Raw genomic sequence first — 20,110 nt, forward strand, 5'->3', positions numbered from 1 at the left:
AGTAACGGCTCATTATTTGGTGTCAGTGTGTACACTAGAACGGAGCCCAGTTCTGGGACATTCGCTGCGGGGAGAACTCAGTAAAAGTAGACTGCTTATACACACTAAACAGGATCAATCAATTTTAATTGTTTTCTACTATCCCATTTACCGGAAGTTATTAGTAAAGTATACATATAGTTCAAAATGATTGGGTTTTAAACAAATAATTAGTTAAAGGGGAAATGTTATGACTTATGACGAAGTTGTTCAAATCGGGGATGCCTCTTTACTCCCATTAGTATCAGAGCTATATGGCTTGGAGGGCTATGAGGTCAGCCGGATTAACGCACACGACGGAGGGCGGAATATCGCTTATAACTATGAAAAAGACGGCGCTGATGCCAAAATACTCCGAATCGCCTTTTTGAATGACAGGAGCCGGGAAGATTTTCTGGCCGAAGTCCAGTACATCAGATATCTATTCGAGCATGGCGGCAGCGTATCGAATGTAGTCAGTTCCCGGAAGGGGAACCTGCTGGAAGAGATCTCTCATCATAATCACACTTTTTTTATCTGCTTATTTGAAAAGGCCAAAGGTAAACAGCTGGTGGAAAATAATTATCAGTACCTGGAAGGCGTTCCGATTACCGAATATTATTATAACTGCGGTAAAACCCTGGGTAAGCTGCACCAGTTGTCGAAAGGATATACGCCTGTCCAGCGCCGGTATAGCTTTTTTGATAAATACAATGCCCAATTTATTAATGAATTAATCCCCGATTCCTTATCTCAGTTGAAGGAAAAGCTAATAGCGCTTCTTACGACATTGGATGGTTTGGACCGAGGCAATGAGTCCTATGGTATGATTCATTTTGATTACGGGGACGGGAATTATCATATTGATTTTGCTACCGGGCAAATCACTGTATATGACTTTGATAATTCGTGTTTCTGTTGGTATATGTGTGACCTGGCGTCGATCTGGAGAAACGGGGTGGGCTGGATACAATTTGAACCAGACGCCAATAAACGTAAGAAGTTTATGGAGGATTATTTCAGAGTCTGCCTCGAGGGATACCGATCCGAGACCAATATCGGAGATGCAATGCTGGATCAACTACCTTTATTCATCCAAATAGATCTGTTGGAAAGTATAGTAGATGCATTCGAGTGTATGCGGCACGCCGGTGAAGAGCCAGAGTGTGATGAGGAACTGTCGTATCTCATAAAATGCATGGAGGATGATATTCCGTATATGGGTTTTTTTCACGAAATTTATTCGTGTGAAGAGCCCTTCGAGTGTGCTTCGGAAAGAGCTACGGGCGAGGTCCATGATTCTTAAATACACTATAGATAGCGGGAAAACAAAGAAAGAACCTGAATATTGCATTCAGGTTCTTTCTTATTGCATATGAACAGACACGATGATATAATCATATCGCGACTCATTAATTATTCAATTACATAGATAATGCATCTTATATTTCTATCTTATCATGGCGGCGAAATTATTGTCAAATGTTTTTTCTCAAATGAATGGTTAGGAGAGATGCGGAATGCGTTCTTTGGTTCTCGGTTTTCAGGAAATGGACAACACACAGCTTATGCTCGTCGGCGGAAAAGGTTTAAACTTAGGGGAATTATCCAAAATTGAAGGAATACAAGTACCAGAGGGGTTTTGTGTTACAACTGAAGGATATCAAAAAGCTATCGAACAAAACGCAGCGTATCATGCTCTGTTGGATCAACTAACCATGCTAACTGTGGAAGATCGGGATCAAATTGCTAAAGTCAGCGGGACGCTTCGACAGATCATTTTGGAGGCGGAAATTCCATCCAAGGTTGTACAAGCAGTCACCCATTATCTCTCCAAGTTTGGAGATGAACATGCTTATGCTGTGCGTTCTAGTGCGACGGCTGAAGATTTGCCTCATGCCTCTTTTGCCGGCCAACAAGACACTTATTTGAATATCATTGGCCAAGAAGCAATTTTGCAGCATATCAGCAAATGTTGGGCATCCCTATTTACAGATCGCGCGGTCATCTACCGTATGCAAAATGGATTTGATCACAGTCAAGTTTATTTATCCGTTATCGTGCAAAGGATGGTGTTCCCGCAGGCCTCCGGGATTTTATTTACCGCTGATCCGATGACTTCAAACCGGAAGCTGCTATCGATCAATGCCAGTTATGGACTTGGAGAAGCACTGGTCTCTGGTTTGGTTTCTGCCGATGGTTATAAAGTACGGGAAGATACAATCGTCGAGAAGAGAATAGCAACCAAGAAGTTGGCTATCTATGGTCGTCAAGAAGGTGGAACAGAGACTCGGCAGATCGATCATGATCGGCAAAAGTCTCAGACACTGACTGATCAACAAATTTTACATTTAGCAAGCATCGGAAGGCAGATTGAAGCTTATTTTGGTAGTCCGCAAGATATTGAATGGTGTTTAGCAGACGATGTCTTTTATATTGTTCAGAGCCGGCCGATCACAACGTTATATCCGATCCCTGAAGCGAACGATCAACAGAATCGTGTCTATATCTCCGTAGGCCACCAGCAAATGATGACGGATGCCATGAAGCCACTGGGATTATCGTTCTATCTGCTAGTAACTCGCGCACCTATGCGTACTGCTGGCGGAAGGCTCTTTGTTGATGTCACACCTCAGCTGGCTTCACCTGCTAGCAGAGATATCATATTAAATATGATGGGGCAGTCCGAACCGCTCGTCAAAGATGCACTCAAGACCATTTTAGCGCGAGAGGATTTTATAAAATTATTACCTAATGATACCGTAGCACCGAACAAAGCCAAAAATTACGCAGGTATGCCAGCACCAATCGAAACCGATCACTCCATTGTTTTGGAATTGATTAAGAATAGTGAAACATCATTAGCGGCATTAAAACAAAATATCAAAGGAAAATCAGGCGCAGACTTATTTGATTTTATCCTGGAAGATTTACAGGAATTAAAGAAGCTTCTCTTTGACCCGCAAAGTACGAAAGTCATTATGGCTGGCATGAATGCGTCCGCATGGATTAATGAAAAAATGCAAGAATGGTTAGGTGAAAAAAGTGCAGCTGACATCCTGTCCCAATCTGTACAGAATAATATTACTTCAGAGATGGGGCTGGCGCTCCTGGATATCGCGGATGTCATTCGTCCTTACCCGGAAGCCATTGATTATTTACAGCAACTAAAAGAAGATATCTTGGGGGATGAACTGCTTAAAGTTCGTGGAGGACAGGAAGCGTATGAGGCGATCTCTGCTTTTCTGGACAAATACGGAATGCGGTGTGCCGGCGAAATTGATATCACGAGAACCCGCTGGAGCGAAAAACCTGCAGCCCTTGTCCCGATCCTACTTGGTAATATCAAAAACTTTGAGCCAAAGGCCAGTCAGCGGAAATTTGAACAAGGGCGATTCGAAGCCCTGAGTAAAGAGCAAGATCTATTAGAACGCCTAAAGGCATTGCCAGACGGAGAGCAGAAAGCAACCGAAACCAAACACCGGATTGACTTGATCCGAAACTTCAGCGGCTATCGGGAGTATCCCAAATACGACATGGTTAATCGCTACTTCGTTTATAAGCAAGCTATATTACAGGAAGCTGAGGCACTCGTCCAGACAGGGATTATTCATAACAAAGAAGATATCTACTATCTTACTTTTGATGAACTTCACGAGGTCGTACGTACACAAAAATTAGATTGCCAGATCATAGACACACGTAAAGACGAGTACAAACGATATGAAAAACTAACTCCGCCGCGTGTACTCACGTCTGATGGAGAAATCATTACGGGGGTGTACAAACGCGAGAATCTCCCTGCCGAAGCGATTGTAGGTTTACCTGTTTCTTCCGGGGTGATTGAGGGACGAGCACGTGTTATTTTAAACATGGATGATGCTGATCTAGAAGCTGGAGATATCTTAGTTACTGCTTTTACTGACCCTAGCTGGACTCCATTGTTCGTATCCATCAAAGGTTTGGTCACTGAAGTAGGTGGATTGATGACCCATGGAGCTGTGATCGCCCGTGAATATGGCTTGCCGGCGGTTGTTGGGGTGGAGAATGCTACCAAGTTGATTAAAGATGGACAGCGTATTCGCGTGCATGGAACGGAAGGATATATTGAAATATTGTAAGGGTGCATTTGTAATAGAAAAAGGAGAACCATATGTATGAAGTCTAATACTTCTGACCGTATTAAGCTACCGCAAGGGTTTTGGGCAGGACTGCGTCAATTGGGGATTGCCGCCCACGATGTAGCTCGCAAAGCGGGGCTGCCGCTTACCATTATTACTGAACCAGTAGTCACTACCACTCAATATTTCGCGATCTGGCAGGCGTATTCTGATCTTATTGGTGATATTGCCAAAGGCATTATCGAACTTGCGACCGTATATGAAACAGCGAAGTACCCACCCTCCGTCTTGGCGACTTACCATGCTCGTGACTATCGTGACGCGCTGAGCCGAATGGCTCGGTACAAGCAACTATGCCCGCCCGAAAGCTTGCGTATCACAGAGGAGGGAGAAAGCTGTGTAATCGAACTGGAATGGTTGTATACTGATCAGTCTGGTCCACCGCTGCTGATTGGGATCACGTTAGCAAATCTATTGGAGCTTGGGCGCCGGAGCACAGGTCAACCTTTGACGGCACAATTGGTTGAATTTACGCAGGCGATGGGTGATGTACGAGCGCTTGAGGCTTATTTTGGCTGCCCTGTTCGGATTGGTGCAAAGAGTAATCGGCTGACGCTGCATCGAAAAGATTTGGACATCCCCTTTCTGTCGTATAACGAAGAGCTGCTGGAGATCCTGACGCCTGTTCTGGACGAATCGCTGGGGAAGCATCAGAACATCCGCTCCGTCACAGAGAAAGTCAAATGGATCATGAAACGCAGCCTCACCGGAGGACAACCAGACATTCATTCCGTCGCAAAAGAACTCAATATGAGTGGTCGGACCTTACAGCGCAGGCTTACTGATGAGAACACAAGCTTCAAGCTTCTGTTGACACAAGCAAAACACGAGCAGGCACTGGAGTATTTGGCAGACCCCTCGCTCGATATTAAAGAAGTCGCTTTTCTAATTGGATATGAAGACCAGAACTCGTTCTACCGTGCTTTCCGCTTATGGGAAGATGACACTCCTTCCAATTGGCGTGCTGAGCATTTAGGTGCAGATTCGATGTCCGAGAATGCTACTATGTACTGACTTTTTACGTTTGGCGTGTTAAACAAGAACTTTGGCGTCTTGCGCTAGTTACTGAACCCCCAAGACAACGTAATATAATCCCTATCCGGAGCGCAAGGCTGTTGTAAATAAAACTACGGAGTAGCTTGCAACTATAAAGATGAACAAAAGAAAATAACAAAAAACGAGAAGGAGCGAAGGGGGAAGTTTGGAACTGTAGGAGCGGTAGCGACCGCCTGAAAGCTTTCCGCAGGAAAGCTCGCATCGGAAGCATAAGCAGTCTCCAGATTTCAACCGCAACCGCGATACAATGGAAAGAAATCTGGAGACAACAGCGGCCGGAAGTCCAAACATTCCACCGTAGTGACTACCGAGTCTTACGTTAGGATTTTAAGCTCATTTTATATAGATGCAAATAAAAAGGAGTAGAGTAGATATGGATATGCGATTACAGGGGAAAATAGCTTTAGTGACAGGATCGACCAAAGGAATAGGCAAAGCCATCGCCATTGAACTTGCCAAAGAAGGGGTTAATGTACTTATAAATGGACGAAATGCGGAAGAGGTAGAGCGAACTGTACATGAAATAAAAACCAATTACCCGGCTACCATACCTCAGAATGCTACAGCCGATATTGTAGATCTAGAGCAAAGAGAAGCGTTATTTGAACAATACCCAAATATCGATATTTTGGTTAACAATGCTGGGATCTACGAAATTATGCAGTACGAGGACGTTAACGATGAAGTGTGGGAACACTATTTCCGGACTAATGTTCTTGCTGCTAACGGGTTATCTAAATTTTATTTGCCTAAAATGTTGAAAAATAATGATGGCCGCATTATCTTTATTGCGAGCGAGGAAGCAGTTATGCCTTCAGGTCAAATGCCGCAATACTGCATGACCAAATCAATGCTGTTATCGCTTTCTAAAAGCTTGTCCAAGCTAACTGTAGGCACAGAAGTTACCGTCAATACTATTATGCCAGGACCCACACTTTCTGAGAATGTACAGCAAATCATTGAGGGAATCTACCCTAATGAAGAGATGCCTTTTGTGGAAAAAGAGAAAGACTTTATGACTAAAAACCTGCCTCAATCTGAGATACAGCGATTTATCAGACCTATGGAAATCGGTCGACTCGCTGCATTTGTATGCAGCCCTTATGCATCCGCCTTTAAAGGCTCTCCAATCCGTATGGATGGGGGAATGGTCCCGACGATTTTTTAAACTTTTTCCATAAAGACTTTAAATACATCTTGGAATAATATCCGTGCAAAAAGCGTCATACTTTCGGGTTCACTCCCAGGGGTCAGCCCCTAGAGCGTATAACGTTTCCGGATTTGGTCCGTTCGCTGGTCATGGAGCTGATGGTTCGTTGTTATAACTTATATTGGTTTAATTATTGAAGTTGCACCCAAAGACTTGAATACGAAGTTTGATATTATAATTGACTTGCGCAGAAGCATGAAATTTGAAGAGGCTAAGAAATTGCTCAAAGAGGACGGTGTATTTGTGGATGCCAATCCTCAGCTTGTTGGACATTCCGAGCTAACAGCTACGGAGAATAATCCTTACTTGTTTGTAGCTCACGGGACAGGTGAACATCTGCAGGAAATTTTAAAATACGTAGCCAGAGAACAAGTTATTTCGGTGGTTGAAGCGGTATATCCGATACAGGATTAGAAACAAGCCATCACGCGGTTTATCGAAGGAGAGCGCTTCGGTAAGATCATCATCGAATTCTAACTGATAAATCTCGAACACCAATAGGCCTCTGCCAATGCAGGGGCTTTTTGTTGTACAGGCGATCCTACTCAGTGAGCTAGTTCACTAATCGTATATTATTTATCTAAAATAATAAATGCTAACATATTTATCCTACACGCCTTTACAATAGATTTACCTTATCTTCATTCTAAGTTGATAAATCAGTGTTAACTTTACATAGTCAGTTAGTGAACCAGTCCCATTACAATGGGGCAATACGAAGACGTGGGGGACAACATGAGAGACATCAAGAAAAAGTTAGGTTTGGCTTTAGCGGTTACGATGACCACAGTTACACTTGCAACGGCGTATGTGACAACGACAGCACCAGTAAGAGCCGCAGGGGCAGACAATGCCAACGTACAGCAGATTAGAAATGATGAGCCGACATATGAGAGAATTAATCAATATAAGGACCTGGCTATGTATTACTACTGGCATGGTGGTGATGTTCAGCAGTCCGAGAAGGATATTTTCAAAGGTATTACACTTAAAGGGAAATATGACGTAGTAGAGAACGCTTTCAAAGAAGCAACACTCCTTGACCCGTTCGATCTGGATTTGAAGTTCTCGCTTGCTTCTACACTAATCATCGAGAAAAAAGTTCCGGAAGCTCTGCATACGTATAGACAGATTTTGAATTTGGATCCTAGCAACTTTAATGCAAACCTGCTTAACGGTGTATATTCGAAGGCAACTGGAGACACGGCTACTTACAAAGCTTCTATTGCTAAGCTGAAACTGATTAATGCTCAGAAAACCAATCAGTATCTGCAAAAGATTGAGCGTACAGAGAAGGTATTTAATGAAAAGCTAATCACTACAGTTCCAACAAACGTGCAGTCCAAGAATCATGCCATTGTTATTCTCGGTTATGCCCTTGCTGATGACGGAACAATGAAAGAGACGCTAATTGAGCGTTTGAAATCAGGACTTGCTGTAGCAAATAAATATCCGAATTCGAAAATCATTGTAACAGGCGGAGTACCGAAGCAAGGTGTTACAGAAGCCGATGCCATGAGCCAGTGGTTGATTGCCCAAGGCGTTAATCCGAATAGAATTATTCTCGAAAATAAATCTACGGATACCGTTGAAAACGGTCTGTTCTCCACTGCCATTCTGGAAAAAGAAGGCCTGAAAGACGTTACGATCGTGACCAGTGCAAGCCACATCCGTAGAGCACTCGCGGTCTTTAAAGAGGCCGATAGCTTCTATAGCAAAATGAACGGTAAAGCAGCAAGCAGAAACTTTACGAACGCTGTGTATTTGGATTACAAGTCTCTTGAAGAAGCGCAGAAAGTAACTAATGATGAAAAGCTCGTTATTTACCGTGACCTGCTTAGAACTTCTGGCATTTGGCAATATCCTGGGTTGCAAAGATAACTTTTTGCAATGAAAAAATAAGCTTTAGGGCATTATCTAGGGGCGTTCCTTTACAGGACAAGCTCAGGGTAGTGCCTTTTCTTTTTGACTGATCCATGACAGATATATTAGAAAAAGATACTCAGTATCTTATTTTTGCATTATTCATGATTGCAAGAACGATGTATCATCATAGAAGAGACAGAATTTCTGCTATTTAAATTGTGCATATCTGTCCAGAATGGGGAATAATCATTAGTAAAATTAGGAGGTTTATATGACGACTTATCATTCAGTAGAGGTTGAAGGATTAGAGGTGTTCTATCGCAAAGCGGGTAATCCAGATAAACCAGTCATTTTATTGCTGCATGGCTTTCCGTCTGCTAGTCACATGTTCAGAGAACTAATCCCTGTGTTGGAGAAAGATTATTATGTCATTGCTCCTGATTATCCGGGGTTCGGGAAGACATCATCACCTGACAGAGAAGAATTCCAGTATACATTTGACCATATTACTGATGTAATGGAGTCTTTGATTGATACACTAATGCTCACTAAATATGCGTTATACGTCTTTGATTATGGAGCTCCGATTGGCTTTCGGATCGCCATGCACCGTCCAGAGCGTGTAACGGCAATAATAAGCCAGAATGGAAACATTTATCGTGAAGGACTAGGTGAAAAATGGGCAGCACGAGAAGAGTATTGGAATCATCCGACTCCAGAAAAGAGAGAAAGTTATCGCACAGCATTTGCACCTGATACGATCAAGAATCAATATGTTCAAGGTACAGAAGACAATAAGGTTTCTCCAGATGGCTATACGCTTGATATTGCTTATATGTCTCGTGCGGGAAATGATGAAAAACAATCGGATTTAATTTTCGACTATCAAAGCAATGTAAGATTATACCCGCAATTTCAAAAGTATCTCCAAGAATATCAGCCGCCCTTACTGGCAGTATGGGGGAAAAATGACGTATCCTTTATTCCGGCCGGTGCCGAAGCTTTTAAACAGGATTTACCCAAAGCGGAGATTCATTTATTGGATACAGGGCACTTTGCATTGGAAACACATGCACTTGAAATCGGTGAACAGATGCTAAATTTTTTAAAGAATAATGGAATATGAACAAGTGGCCGGGGCCGTACCTCTACTAAAGTTCAGCATCACATATTCTCAACTGGATTTCGGTTAAAAATTGTTCCGTAATGATCGTATCACGGTTATCGATTTCATAAATTTCAAAAGGGTCTCCTAATAGACGGAGGCCTTTTTCGTTGGCATGTGCAACGACCTCAAGCATTTTTTCGTGACTTTGGCGGTAATTGCCCCGGTAATAGAATGACAGATAATCGCCAGCCGGGAGGATATAATCATAGTCGATCTTTCCAGCTTCAGCAGGATCAAAGATAAAGAAGACCGAGTTAAAGACATCTCGCAAACCATGCTTTAATTCCTCAAGTGACACAGACGCACCGTATAATTGATTACCTAAATCCAAAATGTGGCTTTTATGCTTCTGATGCAACTTCTTGATGGCATAATCCATTTCTTCGTCCCTTGTTATGCGTGTATTGAGCTGCAGACAGGGGCGGTCGGGATATGTTTTGATGGAGAAGATCCCCGTCAGAATTTGCTGCGCGTCGGTCAATACTTTGATTCTGCTCTGAATGATACGCTGCGTTGTTTCAAGCTTTGCGATCCGTTCCTTAATCATTTCCTGTTCAGTGTGTAACAATTCAAGCGTATTCTCGACACTTTGCTGATCTAGATACGATTTGATCTGTTGCATCGTAAAATCCAGTTCTCGTAGATCCCGGATGATATTCAATTTATAGATATCTTGAAGGCTGTACAGACGATATCCGTTGTCGTCTCGACGGGGGATCAACAGGCCAAGTTTCTCATAATAACGTAAGGAATCGACGCCTATTCCGTAGAGCTTTGAGATTTCATTGATTTTATAATTGTTCTTCATCGGTTTCCTTCCTGCTTGCAATTATCTATTCTAAACGTGGGGGTGTGCCGCAGGCACGCCATATACTTCCTTATACAGTAATTCCCTCACCATTTCAAATTGCGTTAAAGTCAAACCTACCGGATAGCTCATGATTTGTAGTGGCAGGGTTTGCTGCGTTGCGCGTAGCGGTGGTTGCACATAAGAATAGTCTAACAAACAAAATCCCAGACGTTCATAAAATCCGATCCTTCTCCGCTTCAGCTCATCATTAGGCAATTCGACCTCCAAAATGACCGGCAAGTCGGACTGCTTCATGAAACGCTCCATTAACCGCTTGCCTATGCCACCTCCACGAATGTTAGGGGAGACAGCTACATTCTCAACGTACCTGAACGTCTCGAACTCCCAGCCTGCCAGAAAACCAATCACTTCGTTCTGCTCGTTCACCTCTGTGTGAAGACGATATCGTGAATTAGAGAGCAGTTTCTTCTGCTTCGAATATTCCCGATATTCCGCTTCGGGGAAAGACTGCTTCATAATGTCGTACACTTGATCAAACCGTTCTGTACACATCAACTTAATCACCCTGATTCTTAGAAGTCATATTTGATACTCCCCACGATAAACCCTAGTACAATACCAGAGTCAAGGGAGGGGACATATCTCTTCAAAAATGTCCGGTGGGGATAGCTGTCGGTTTCATCCAAAATCGCCCGAACCATGCAACTCTGCCTCTCCGGCAACGTCGCTTTTATTCACAATTAAGGGCGTCGAACCTTCGCGCGGTTCGGCGCCCTTAAATTTAAATCAACAGCAAATGCTTGCGGTCACACTGTATCACTCATATTCTGTTGAGATGGTGACTTCATGCCAGCGCTTAGCATCGGCAGCACGTTGTTGTTCGGCTAGTTCAGCACCTTTTGCAGCATCTACACCAAGCAGCAAATGTGCAGGCAGCTCGTCCGCATAAGCCAACTGAAGGACGACATCGGCCACTTTTACCGGATCGCCTTGCTCTTGCCCCTGAAGGCCATCCATCATTTTGAGAAGCGCACCTACCGATGCTTCGTAATCCGGAAGCAATGGAAGACGTTTATTGATCGCGCGGCCTACCCAGTTCGTACGCATGCCTCCAGGTTCAAGTGCGCTGATTTTGACACCGAAATGAGATGTTTCCATAGCTACCGCTTCTGTGAAGCCACCCACTGCCCATTTGGCTGCATGGTAAGCAGCGCTTCCCGGAGTTGCCAAGCGCCCACCAACCGATGAAATATTAAGGATATGCCCGCTCCGCTGCTTGCGCATAATCGGTAATGCTGCACGCGTCAGATATACCACCCCGTAAAAACAGGTATCCATCAGTTGCTTGAAATCCTCAGAGCTTGTTTCTTCAAAAGGGTGAATATCACCATACCCTGCATTGTTGACCAGGACATCCAGCCGTCCGAAGGCATCCAGTGCGAGTTGAACCGCGGCTTGTGCCGCTTCTTCAATGGTCACGTCCAGCGTAGCGACACGGATCTGATCGCCATAGTGCTTAACCAGATCATCGAGCTGTTCAATATTACGAGCTGTTGCGACTACACGTTCACCCTTGGCAAGTGCAGCTTCAGTGATATTTCGGCCTAGACCGCTTCCGCTTCCAGTAATTAACCATACTTTAGACATGTAATCCTCTCCCTAATTTAAGTTTTTCTTATTTGCAAGGCCTGTCTCCCGTGGCCTTGTGTATTTGATTATAGTGTGATTATAATGGGGGAAATAGTCGAATCGTGCTTGATTTTTGCCTAAAACTCCGATGAGCTGGAAGAGGGTATCCAAACCGGAACGCTGTTCCATTTCGCCAGACAATAGAGAGGAAGATGCCCATGTCCCATCTTAACGAGGAGCTTTCAGTTGTTATCCAGCGATTGTTACACTTGTGCGATGCTTATTCCTTTTCCCGCGGTATCTGCGAGACCGGCATTTCGTTTGTTTCGCTATTGAAAGCAAATCGGCCGACCACGATCCAACAAGGACTTTTCAATCCAGGGATTTGTGTAGTTCTCCAAGGCAATAAAACGCTAATTGTCCGCAATAGTACCTACAACTATGGGGCTGGAGAATATATTGCATCCAACCTTGATATGCCGATCAAAGGCCAGATAGTCCAAGCCACGCAGGAAGTGCCGTACATAGCGATCCGAATAGCCTTTACAACGGACGAGATTGCATCCGTTGCTCTGGAAGCTAATCTCAGAGTTAGTGGTGAGAACCAACTCTCAGAAGGGGCATTTATAGGCAAGACTGGGGCTGAGGTACTGCATGTGCTTGAGCGGCTTCTGCATCTGGCTACAGACCGTGATGCGGCAGATTTTCTTGCATCTGGCGTCAAGCGTGAGCTGATTTACCGCCTGCTGACTGACGAGGGTGGCGCGCGCTTCTACAATAACATGCTGCTGCATCATGATGCGGCAGGCATCAGCAAGGCTATCCATTATGTAAAAGCAAACTTTGTCCGTACCCTTACCGTAGAGGAGATTGCCCAGGCAGGCGGCATGAGTTCTTCTACCTTGCATCACAAATTCAAAGCGGTCACTACTCTGAGTCCGATCCAGTATCAGAAGCAGCTCCGGCTTCAGGAAGCACGCAGAATTTTGCTTACTGACGATATTGATGTCACTTCAGCTGCACTGGATGTTGGATACGAAAGTGTGACGCAGTTCAACCGTGAATACAAACGGTTTTTCGGCCTACCACCGCTTAAAGACATCCGTACGATTAGCAATCATGCCAAGGAAAGCGCTCATAAATCTGCTTATGCTGACAATATACTGATAGACCTGGGTGTATAGCTTAACCTATATTGAATTTCCAACAAGCTACTCCATAAGAAGACGAAATAGCACCTTCAAGGTTAGATGGAATCTAACTTTGAAGATGCTTTTTTTTATTACCTTAACCATAATCATCAAGGCGCCTGGGTTATTCGTGGTGAGTCGATTTTTCTCTTATTGCTATTAATTAAATTCAGCTAAGCACATCTGTACTTGTCTTGGCACTGCGAAGATTTTGAACATCCAGCATCGGTGGTCGTCCGTACATGCGGGCATACTCCCGGCTGAACTGGGACGGGCTCTCATAGCCAACACGAAAAGCAGCATCGGAGGCTTGAACGGTTTCCGTTAACATTAAGCGTCTTGCTTCTTGTAAACGCACCGTTTTCTGATATTGCAACGGGCTCATCTCCGTGACGCGCTTAAAATGTTTATGAAATGCTGAGGTGCTCATGTTCACTGACTTTGCTAGCTGATCGACCACCAGAGGGCGGTCGAATTGCCGGTTAATCTGTTGGATCGCTTGGGCGATGTTGTGTGCTTGACTGCCTACAATAGCGAATTGATGGATCAGCGCACCTTGTTCGCCTTGAAGCACTCGATATAGAATTTCACGGATGACGAGTGGTGCCAGAATGGGAATGTCCTCAGGTTCGTCTAATAACTGCATCAGCCGCACGGTGGCTGCAAGTAATGTGGGAGACATATGGTCCACGGCTATGCCCGGGCTAGCTGCCATGGGGGCAGAAGCGAGGCGATTCGTCTCTTTGACGATGTCGAGTATTACGTCAGAGTCGAAGCCTAACCGCAGACTTAGATGCGGGCTCTCGGGTGAAGCTTTGAGAATTCTGCTGGTTACCGGTAATTCAACGGATATGACCAGATAAGTCGAAGGGTCATACCGATAGATTTCGTCAGCCAGTGTAGCCGTTTTCGCCCCTTGCGCGACGACGCAAATGGAGGGCTTATATATAGATTCAATCGGTTCAGACAAATGTGTAGCATGCATCAATGACAGAGAAGGTACAGCCGTCTGATGCGTGCCGCTCGACGGAGTATGCCGCCGAATCAAGTGCGCTAACTGTTGCAAGGTTTCCTCTATGCGCTGTGATTCATGGTTGTGATTCATGTTTGCAGGCTCCTATCCAGGAAGGATGTACTTTTCTTTTATTATATGTAGTCAGAAGAGAATTAGGCAAGCATCGGACAGGATTGGTCTAACGGAAAAAGGCATGTACTTACTATAATGAATTAGCAAAGCCGAGTTACGGCTGATCACCGAAAATCTACAAACAAAGATAAAGGGGAGAGACATAATGAGTTTAAGTGGAAAAGTTGCAATTGTTACAGGGGCTTCCCGGGGTATTGGACGCCAAGTGGCCATTCAATTAGCGCAATCCGGTGCGAAGGTAGTCGTCAATTATGCCTTGAATAAGGATAAAGCAGATGAGGTTGTGCAGGTGATTAAGCAATTTGGCGGACAAGCAATAGCCATTCGCGCCGATGTGAGCAAGCTGAGTGAAGTCGAAGTATTATTCATGGAGACGATCGGGCAATTGGGACGCTTAGACATTCTGGCCAATAATGCTGGCGTTATGGTATGCACGCCCATCGCGGAAGTAACAGAGGAGATATTCGACCGGCAGTTCGGTATCAACGTGAAAGGCACGTATTTCGCTTGCCAACAAGCGATGAAGCATATGGAAAAGGGCGGGACGATCATCAATTTCTCGACCTCCGTGTCGGGCGCGATGCTTCCAACATATAGCGTCTATGCCGCAACGAAAGGTGCAGTCGAGCAGTTGACTCGCCAATTGGCAAAGGAATTCAGTCTCAAAGACATCGTCATCAATTGCATAGCACCTGGTCAAGTATCGACCGAGCTATTTTTAAATGGAAAATCACAGGAATTAATTGAATCGTTCAGCCGGATGAACGCCTTTGGACGGCTTGGGGAGCCAGAAGACATCGCTAATGTGGTGGATCTGCTCGTCAGTGACAAAGCCCGTTGGATAACGGGGCAGACGATCCGGGTAAACGGCGGGTTCAATTAAATATCAGTAACAGGAAAGGAACAAACATTTTCATGTCTAGTACACTTAAAATATATATCTTGGCGATTCTCAGCTTTCTTGTCGGTACTTCGGAATATGTTATAGCTGGAATTCTGGATAAAATAGCTGCATCAACAGGGGTTTCGCTCGTCACAGCCGGACAGTTGATTACGGTCTTCTCGCTGGCCTATGCCTTCGGCACGCCGCTAGTGATGGTAATGACCGCGCGTATGGAACGCAAGAAGCTGCTTCTTGCCGCAATCGGATTCTTTGTCCTGAGCAATGCACTTGCTTATGTTCTGCCAGGGATTGCACTGCTGAATGCCTCCCGGATACTGATGGGGATTAGCGCCGGTGTTGTTGTTGTCGTATCCATGACGATCGCAACGAAGGTCGCTCGGCCGGGCAAGGAGGGTAGCGCACTGGCAGCAGTGCTGATGGGCTTTACAGCTTCCTTGATCTTCGGGGTCCCACTTGGGAGGATCATGGCTACCGCTTACGAGTGGAAGGCTGTATTCGGAGTCATTGCAGTGCTTGGACTTGTTGCTATTGTTCTGATTGCGCTGCTTATTCCGCGTACAGAGGGAGAAGAGGTGGTATCGCTGCGCAAACAACTCGCCCTGCTGAAGCAGCCGAAAGCGTTGACCGCTTTATCCGTGACATTCTTCTGGATCATTGGGTATTCCATCTTTTATTCTTACATTACGCCATTCTTGTTGACGGCAGTAGGGATGAGTGACGGTACTCTTAACACGATACTGTTCGTAATTGGCATTGCCAGCCTGATTGGGTCTCGCACCGGTGGCTATGCAACCGACAAATGGGGGCTTCATCGTGTGCTCATAGCCGGACTTGGGCTGAACGGCATTGCACTAGTTCTGATTGCGTTTGGTGTTCATGTACCGGTGTTGCTGATCGCCATGCTGATTCTCTGGTCGATTGCAGTATGGTCGTTGGGTCCTCCCCAACAATTGCATGTAATTACTATCGCTCCTGAATCGACGGGAGTTATGTTAAGCTTGAATAGTATGGTGCTTCAGCTAGCGATGGCAGCCGGTGCCGGAGTGGGCGGTCTGGTGGTCGAGCGGATCTCACTGTCCGCGATCACTTGGATTGCCGCCGCAGCAATTGTTGTCGCATTCGGGGCTGTACAGTTATCACGAAGAATGAGCAGTCGTTGATCGCTATCAGAGTTTCGAGAAACCCGGGTTAATAACCTGGGTTTCTTTTTATGTTTTTGGAGGTTCGTTTGCATCTGAAAAATGAGGAACGCTTATATTGTCCCATCACAATTTGGACACAATTATTCTGTAATATAGCTAGGTCGGGCTATATTGAATAACAAATAATATTTGTATACTGCTCCTATACTGGACATCGGATAAAATTCCAATGTTATCCATTTGGTTCGAAGGCTTTAAGACCAAGGGCTGAGGACTATTATGTAAAACCGTTCCGTCCAAGAGGAGAGTGTACAAATGAGAAAAATCACGTTTTTAACATTAATCGCTGTATTGCTAGTAGTAACCGCCGGGTGCGGCGCAGCGTCACAGACGGAGAAGTCGTCTTCCGTTCAACCTTCAGATCATACGCAGCAGGAAAAAGATGGCATTCCAGCTTCGAAGACGATGACTGAGTCCTATCTAACGTTTCAAGATCTGAGTGGCCATACCGTAACCCTGAAAAAGAAGCCTGAACGAATCGTCATTTTGAACAATGAACTAACAGAACTGTTCTATCAAGTGGGCGGTAAAACCGTGGGAATCGCAACCTCACAAGGCGTCGACATTCCAGCGCAAGCTACGGATGTGAAGCAGGTAGGCGCAATCAACAGTATTAACATGGAGGAAGTCCTTCAATTGAAACCGGACTTGGTGATCGGGCAGCCTCTTTTCCACAAGAATCTGTCCAGCACGTTTGCAGATGCCGGCATTCCGTTTGCGATCCTGACGGTCAAATCCATCGAGGATATTCGCAGCAACACCAAGTTGTTCGGCCAAATCATCGGGCAAGAGCAGCAGGCCCAAACGGCGATCAATGAAATGGACATAAAATTGAACGAACTGACGAAGGATTTACCAGCTGATAAGCCGTCTTATGCGATAATTACGCTGATGGCCAATACCGCGTCGTTGCAAAAATCATCCAGTATCGCACTCGATATTGCAGGCTTGCTTCAGATGAACAATATCGCGGAACAGCTTCCCGCAGGCAAAATGCCCAGTTCGGTCCCTTTCAGCATGGAGAAGCTGGTGGAGTTGAATCCTGATTATATTTTTATCGTTGTTCACGGATCGGACGAAGATGCTCGGCGAATGATCAAATCTCAATTACAGAGTAACCCCACTTGGAAATCACTTCAAGCCGTACAATCCGGACATCTTAACATTCTCCCGCCATCCATGTTCGTCACTAATCCTGGACTGAAGGTCTCGGAATCAGTAGCCTATATGAAGCAAATTGTATTTCCATCTTCTTCAGGAGCACAATAACAATGTCTCTATTTAATAAACAAAATTGGCGTTATGCCATTATGCTGCTACTTGTGCTGCTTTCGGTTCTCAGCATGCTGCTTGGTCTCATGTTTGGTGCCGTTAAGATCCCAGCTACAGAGATCCTTTCGATCTTATGGGGCAATCAGGAACATGCGGCCTACGACATCATCTGGAATATCCGTTTGCCGAGAGTGCTAGTTGCAGCGCTCGTTGGGATAGGTCTGGCTTTGTCTGGTGCGATCCTTCAAGGTGTTCTGCGTAATCCAATGGCAGACCCTCACGTTATTGGCGTATCGTCAGGTGCAGGCGTTGTCGGGATGGCCATGATTCTGGCACTTCCTCAATATGGAGAAATGCTCGTTCCGGCGGCTTTTGCTGGAGCGGTAGCCACTGCGCTGCTAATCTACGCACTCGCATGGAAGAACGGAATGGTTCCTGTTCGGCTCATTCTGGCCGGGGTAGCTGTTTCTGCATTTTTAAACTCGGCCATTTCTGCTTTGCTCACCTTTTACAGTGATCGGGTGGAAGGAGCGCTTTCCTTCATGGTGGGCAGCCTCTCCGGAAAAAGCTGGCCCCATGTGTCCATGTTATGGCCCTATATCCTTATAGGAACGGCCATTGCTCTAATGGGCAGTCGCCGTATTAACGTCATATTGCTGGGGGATGGGATCGCCAAGTCTCTGGGCATGCGTGTCGAAACGGTAAGGTTGCTGCTGATTGCCACCGCTTCCATTCTGGCGGCAGCCTCTGTCAGCGTAGTTGGGTTGCTCGGATTCGTCGGATTAATTGTTCCCCATATCGCCAGATTGATCGTAGGCAAAGATTATCGCTTCCTACTGCCGGCCAGTGTACTATTAGGAGTTATCGTCCTAGAATCTTCAGATCTTATCGCAAGGCTTGCATTTGCTCCTGTAGAACTTCCAGTCGGTGTTGTTATGGGCGCGCTTGGCGCTCCGTTCTTTCTATATCTGCTGCGTTCCGCAAAGAATATGTAGCGGGTTTACATAAGAAAGTCTTAAAGATATGATTTATGAACAGATATTTGAAAAAGGCGGAATCGGCATGAAGGAATTATTCACAATAGGTGAATTATCAAAATTATTTCAAGTTAAAATCTCCACGCTCAGATATTACGATGAGATTGGGCTTTTGAAACCAGAGTATATAGATAAGAACAATAACTATCGTTATTATTCAACTCAACATTTTGAAAGATTAAGTACGATCAAATATTTAAGAGCTTTGGGCGTGCCGATCAGCGACCTTTTGGATTTCTTCGACTACCGTGATACAGATAAACTGATTGAGATGTTAAATCGGCAACAAGCGGAAATTGCGAATAAAAAAAGAGAACTAGAGTTGATCGATAGAAAAATCAAACGACGCCTGACCCAGATCCATGATGCAATCAATCAACCATTGGGTACAATTACGGAGGTGAAGCTGCCTAAACTAAGAGTGGCCCTTTTAACCCATGATTATAGACCTGGTGAAGATATTGAGTATCCAATTGCCGAACTCCGGAAAAATTTCAATATTGATGAAAGTATATTCCTCGGCAAAATCGGGATATCCGTTGCGCTTCAGGATATTGAGGCCAATACATTTGACCGCTACAACAGTATTTTCATGATTTTAGAGGAAGGTGATAATATCCCCAAAGCGGAAGTCATTTTTCCCGCCCGTGAATATTTCAGAGTTCGATTCAGCGGGACACATGTCCATGCAGCCGGGTTTTATGAAGAACTACTTAAGTATAGTAAACAGCACGGTTATACAATCATCGGTGATTCAATTGAAATCACATTGATTGATTATGGGATCACTAATAGCGTGGATAAGTACGTTACAGAAATTTTATTACCTTTTAGCCGATAATTAATAACTTGACCCTCTAGTTTGAAGTGCACCCCTTAGAATAGACATTGGATTAAACCCCTGGTTTAACCGATGAAATTCTAGGGGGTGCATTTTTATGCCAGCGGTTAAGGGACAGAAATTTAAAGAATATTCATACGAGACAAAGGTGGAGGCAATACGACTTCACGTAGTAGAAGGTTGGACATACCGTAGAATCATGGAGAAGTTTGGAATTACAGACAGACATCGTCTCAAAGATTGGATGAAGAAGTATAAAGAATTCGGTGAGTTTGGACTCATCGATCATCGGGGAAGACGAGAAGAATATGTGGATCAGGACAGAAAGGCACAGCGGCTGAAACGGGAAAACGAAATGCTAAAAAAGTGTTTAGAAATCTGGATGCAGGAGATGAAACGCAAAGGTATATAAGCATTGAGAGAGCCGCAAAAGAGTATCCTGTTAGAGAACTCTGTAAGATTTTCGGTGTCTCCAGAAGTGGTTACTACGCCTATCTTAAACGCAAAGATCAAGATCGGGATCAAGCAGACAAAGCGCTTGTGAAGAAGGTCTACGAGCATTACAACGGAGTCTACGG

Annotated in this window: 18 protein-coding genes; 14 read left to right on the forward strand and 4 right to left on the reverse strand. The window is 44.8% G+C overall.

Annotated features, from left to right (window positions below; translation table 11 throughout):
* Window positions 1-229: 229 nt before the first annotated feature.
* From ACFVRY_RS04395 to ACFVRY_RS04425, 7 genes are all read left to right on the forward strand, one after another.
* Window positions 230-1,324 (forward strand): phosphotransferase enzyme family protein, encoded by a 1,095-nt coding sequence (locus ACFVRY_RS04395; protein ID WP_387497657.1) that lies wholly within the window; start codon window positions 230-232, stop codon window positions 1,322-1,324.
* 214 nt (window positions 1,325-1,538) lie between these two features.
* The gene (gene ppsA / locus ACFVRY_RS04400) at window positions 1,539-4,139 is read left to right on the forward strand and encodes a phosphoenolpyruvate synthase (RefSeq protein WP_387497659.1); all 2,601 of its coding nucleotides are present in this window, start codon (window positions 1,539-1,541) and stop codon (window positions 4,137-4,139) included.
* A 36-nt stretch (window positions 4,140-4,175) separates the two neighbouring features.
* Window positions 4,176-5,213: an AraC family transcriptional regulator gene (locus tag ACFVRY_RS04405; RefSeq protein ID WP_387497661.1), complete on the forward strand. Its 1,038-nt coding sequence runs from the start codon at window positions 4,176-4,178 to the stop codon at window positions 5,211-5,213.
* A gap of 415 nt (window positions 5,214-5,628) precedes the next feature.
* Entirely contained in the window at window positions 5,629-6,423 is a 795-nt protein-coding gene (locus ACFVRY_RS04410) for an SDR family NAD(P)-dependent oxidoreductase (protein ID WP_387497663.1), read from the forward strand.
* 237 nt (window positions 6,424-6,660) lie between these two features.
* A complete protein-coding gene (locus ACFVRY_RS04415) occupies window positions 6,661-6,879 on the forward strand; it encodes a hypothetical protein (protein ID WP_387497665.1) in 219 nt (72 codons plus the stop codon).
* A gap of 321 nt (window positions 6,880-7,200) precedes the next feature.
* The gene (locus ACFVRY_RS04420; RefSeq protein ID WP_387497667.1) at window positions 7,201-8,346 is read left to right on the forward strand and encodes an ElyC/SanA/YdcF family protein; all 1,146 of its coding nucleotides are present in this window, start codon (window positions 7,201-7,203) and stop codon (window positions 8,344-8,346) included.
* 256 nt (window positions 8,347-8,602) lie between these two features.
* On the forward strand, window positions 8,603-9,457 hold the full coding sequence (locus ACFVRY_RS04425; protein WP_387497669.1) for an alpha/beta fold hydrolase: 855 nt from the start codon (window positions 8,603-8,605) through the stop codon (window positions 9,455-9,457).
* Between the two features lie 25 nt (window positions 9,458-9,482).
* Here the strand turns inward: ACFVRY_RS04425 and ACFVRY_RS04430 are convergent, their stop codons facing one another.
* The 3 genes from ACFVRY_RS04430 to ACFVRY_RS04440 form a co-directional block, all read right to left on the reverse strand.
* Complete coding sequence (locus tag ACFVRY_RS04430) at window positions 9,483-10,307, reverse strand: MerR family transcriptional regulator (RefSeq protein WP_387497671.1); 825 nt, start codon at window positions 10,305-10,307, stop codon at window positions 9,483-9,485.
* 30 nt (window positions 10,308-10,337) lie between these two features.
* A complete protein-coding gene (locus tag ACFVRY_RS04435; protein WP_387497673.1) occupies window positions 10,338-10,862 on the reverse strand; it encodes a GNAT family N-acetyltransferase in 525 nt (174 codons plus the stop codon).
* A 264-nt stretch (window positions 10,863-11,126) separates the two neighbouring features.
* Window positions 11,127-11,957, reverse strand: coding sequence for an SDR family NAD(P)-dependent oxidoreductase (locus ACFVRY_RS04440; protein WP_387497675.1), 831 nt, complete (start codon window positions 11,955-11,957; stop codon window positions 11,127-11,129).
* A 200-nt stretch (window positions 11,958-12,157) separates the two neighbouring features.
* Here ACFVRY_RS04440 and ACFVRY_RS04445 point away from each other — a divergent pair, with 200 nt between their 5' ends.
* Window positions 12,158-13,123, forward strand: coding sequence for an AraC family transcriptional regulator (locus ACFVRY_RS04445; RefSeq protein WP_387497677.1), 966 nt, complete (start codon window positions 12,158-12,160; stop codon window positions 13,121-13,123).
* Between the two features lie 175 nt (window positions 13,124-13,298).
* On the opposite strand, the gene ACFVRY_RS04450 is transcribed toward ACFVRY_RS04445, so the two are convergent.
* Window positions 13,299-14,234, reverse strand: coding sequence for an AraC family transcriptional regulator (locus ACFVRY_RS04450; RefSeq protein ID WP_387497679.1), 936 nt, complete (start codon window positions 14,232-14,234; stop codon window positions 13,299-13,301).
* 187 nt (window positions 14,235-14,421) lie between these two features.
* Between ACFVRY_RS04450 and ACFVRY_RS04455 the strand changes: the two genes are divergently transcribed.
* From ACFVRY_RS04455 to ACFVRY_RS04480, 6 genes are all read left to right on the forward strand, one after another.
* On the forward strand, window positions 14,422-15,159 hold the full coding sequence (locus ACFVRY_RS04455) for an SDR family oxidoreductase (RefSeq protein ID WP_387497681.1): 738 nt from the start codon (window positions 14,422-14,424) through the stop codon (window positions 15,157-15,159).
* Between the two features lie 32 nt (window positions 15,160-15,191).
* A complete protein-coding gene (locus tag ACFVRY_RS04460) occupies window positions 15,192-16,340 on the forward strand; it encodes an MFS transporter (protein ID WP_387497683.1) in 1,149 nt (382 codons plus the stop codon).
* 297 nt (window positions 16,341-16,637) lie between these two features.
* Window positions 16,638-17,651 carry an ABC transporter substrate-binding protein gene (locus ACFVRY_RS04465; RefSeq protein WP_387497685.1) on the forward strand — a complete coding sequence of 338 codons (1,014 nt, stop codon included), beginning with the start codon at window positions 16,638-16,640 and terminating at the stop codon, window positions 17,649-17,651.
* 2 nt (window positions 17,652-17,653) lie between these two features.
* Window positions 17,654-18,649, forward strand: coding sequence for a FecCD family ABC transporter permease (locus ACFVRY_RS04470; protein WP_387497687.1), 996 nt, complete (start codon window positions 17,654-17,656; stop codon window positions 18,647-18,649).
* Between the two features lie 67 nt (window positions 18,650-18,716).
* Window positions 18,717-19,532: a MerR family transcriptional regulator gene (locus tag ACFVRY_RS04475; RefSeq protein ID WP_387497689.1), complete on the forward strand. Its 816-nt coding sequence runs from the start codon at window positions 18,717-18,719 to the stop codon at window positions 19,530-19,532.
* 97 nt (window positions 19,533-19,629) lie between these two features.
* A complete protein-coding gene (locus ACFVRY_RS04480; RefSeq protein WP_387497691.1) occupies window positions 19,630-19,944 on the forward strand; it encodes a helix-turn-helix domain-containing protein in 315 nt (104 codons plus the stop codon).
* Window positions 19,945-20,110 lie beyond the last annotated feature (166 nt).

Origin of the sequence: Paenibacillus sp. NPDC057934 (assembly GCF_042887565.1) — a bacterium.
GTDB lineage: Bacteria > Bacillota > Bacilli > Paenibacillales > Paenibacillaceae > Paenibacillus_AQ.

Bases quoted from the DNA above. Each gene is read 5' to 3' on its own strand.
- ACFVRY_RS04395 (WP_387497657.1), top strand. From the start codon at position 230: ATGACTTATGACGAAGTTGTTCAAATCGGGGATGCCTCTTTACTCCCA.
- ppsA (WP_387497659.1), top strand. From the start codon at position 1,539: ATGCGTTCTTTGGTTCTCGGTTTTCAGGAAATGGACAACACACAGCTT.
- ACFVRY_RS04405 (WP_387497661.1), top strand. From the start codon at position 4,176: ATGAAGTCTAATACTTCTGACCGTATTAAGCTACCGCAAGGGTTTTGG.
- ACFVRY_RS04410 (WP_387497663.1), top strand. From the start codon at position 5,629: ATGGATATGCGATTACAGGGGAAAATAGCTTTAGTGACAGGATCGACC.
- ACFVRY_RS04415 (WP_387497665.1), top strand. From the start codon at position 6,661: ATGAAATTTGAAGAGGCTAAGAAATTGCTCAAAGAGGACGGTGTATTT.
- ACFVRY_RS04420 (WP_387497667.1), top strand. From the start codon at position 7,201: ATGAGAGACATCAAGAAAAAGTTAGGTTTGGCTTTAGCGGTTACGATG.
- ACFVRY_RS04425 (WP_387497669.1), top strand. From the start codon at position 8,603: ATGACGACTTATCATTCAGTAGAGGTTGAAGGATTAGAGGTGTTCTAT.
- ACFVRY_RS04430 (WP_387497671.1), bottom strand. From the start codon at position 10,307: ATGAAGAACAATTATAAAATCAATGAAATCTCAAAGCTCTACGGAATA.
- ACFVRY_RS04435 (WP_387497673.1), bottom strand. From the start codon at position 10,862: ATGTGTACAGAACGGTTTGATCAAGTGTACGACATTATGAAGCAGTCT.
- ACFVRY_RS04440 (WP_387497675.1), bottom strand. From the start codon at position 11,957: ATGTCTAAAGTATGGTTAATTACTGGAAGCGGAAGCGGTCTAGGCCGA.
- ACFVRY_RS04445 (WP_387497677.1), top strand. From the start codon at position 12,158: ATGTCCCATCTTAACGAGGAGCTTTCAGTTGTTATCCAGCGATTGTTA.
- ACFVRY_RS04450 (WP_387497679.1), bottom strand. From the start codon at position 14,234: ATGAATCACAACCATGAATCACAGCGCATAGAGGAAACCTTGCAACAG.
- ACFVRY_RS04455 (WP_387497681.1), top strand. From the start codon at position 14,422: ATGAGTTTAAGTGGAAAAGTTGCAATTGTTACAGGGGCTTCCCGGGGT.
- ACFVRY_RS04460 (WP_387497683.1), top strand. From the start codon at position 15,192: ATGTCTAGTACACTTAAAATATATATCTTGGCGATTCTCAGCTTTCTT.
- ACFVRY_RS04465 (WP_387497685.1), top strand. From the start codon at position 16,638: ATGAGAAAAATCACGTTTTTAACATTAATCGCTGTATTGCTAGTAGTA.
- ACFVRY_RS04470 (WP_387497687.1), top strand. From the start codon at position 17,654: ATGTCTCTATTTAATAAACAAAATTGGCGTTATGCCATTATGCTGCTA.
- ACFVRY_RS04475 (WP_387497689.1), top strand. From the start codon at position 18,717: ATGAAGGAATTATTCACAATAGGTGAATTATCAAAATTATTTCAAGTT.
- ACFVRY_RS04480 (WP_387497691.1), top strand. From the start codon at position 19,630: ATGCCAGCGGTTAAGGGACAGAAATTTAAAGAATATTCATACGAGACA.